Annotated in this window: 2 protein-coding genes; both read left to right on the forward strand. The window is 53.7% G+C overall.

The genetic code is table 11. From position 1 onward, the window contains the following. A partial coding sequence (gene repA / locus AC1D17_RS29015; protein WP_477568643.1) for a plasmid partitioning protein RepA occupies positions 1–907 on the forward strand: 907 nt, incomplete at its 5' end. Beyond that, positions 904–1203: ParB N-terminal domain-containing protein (locus AC1D17_RS29020; RefSeq protein WP_477568644.1), on the forward strand; the 300-nt coding region annotated here is incomplete at its 3' end. The genes repA and AC1D17_RS29020, both read left to right, overlap by 4 nt.

Raw genomic sequence — 1203 nt, forward strand, 5'->3', positions numbered from 1 at the left:
TGATGCCGGTGAGCTTTTGCCGTACCGCCGTGAGGGCGAGAAGCTGCAGGTTATCGCCACTGCGAATTTCAAAGGGGGAAGTTCGAAGACGACGACCTCGATGCATCTGGCCCATTTCCTCGGCTTGCAGGGCTACCGGGTGTTGTGCATGGATCTGGATCCACAAGCGTCCATGACGGCGCTTTTTGGTATCCAACCGGAATTTGATCTCGGCGAAAATGAGACTGCCTATGCGGCGATACGCTATGACAACGAGCGCCGAGCCTTGGCAGATGTCATTCGACCTACTTATTTCCCAGGCGTCGATCTGGTGCCAGGAAACCTCGAACTCATGGACTTCGAGTTTGACACCCCTTCCTACCTTACACAGAGGAATAGGGACGACCTCGGTCTCTTTTTCGAGCGGCTCAGCAATGCGCTGGCTCGTGTGGAAGATCGTTATGACATTGTCATTCTCGACACACCGCCATCACTTGGCTACTCGACGCTCGCAGCACTGTATGCTGCGACGTCGCTGATCGTGACGGTTCATCCAGCCATGCTCGACGTGGCGTCTTGCAATCAATTCCTCATCATGATTTCCGATCTTTCCGAGACGCTGGGCCAGTTCGGCGCCCAGTTTGAGCATGATTTCTTCCGGTTCCTTCTGACACGTGTGAATCCGAACGACGGACCGCAGAAGTACATGTCTGGAGTCATGCGACGTCTTTTTGGTGATGACGTACTCGTGTCGGAGGCTCTGGAGTCGACTGCTATTGCTGGCGCAGCCGTCGCTAAAAAAACGCTTTACGAGCTTGAAGTCGGCGAGGTTGGTCGGGAGGCGCTGAAGCGAGCGATCGAAAGCGCGGATCGTGTTAACTTCGAGATCCTTCACCTGATCCACAAGGTTTGGGGGCGTAGCGTATGAAAAAGAGCATACTTCAAAGAATGGCAGCGGATGCCGAAAACCGCGGTGATACGGCCCAGGTCCCTGAAGCACTGGACAAGGCTTTACCTTCTCGACGCCACTCATCGCCGGTCATTTCAAACGTGGGAAGAGTGCTCTCGCAGTTAACCGAGGACAGCATTATTTCCCTCGATCCCACGAAAGTGGAGCGCTCTCCTTACAAGGATCGCTTCGAAAATGACGAAGAGGCTGAYAGAGAACTTGAGGCGCTGAAGTTATCAATTGCAAGCGAAGGGCAGAAAATACCAATTCTTGTC

The sequence above is a fragment of the Pararhizobium sp. P1_E7 genome (genome assembly GCF_056405855.1).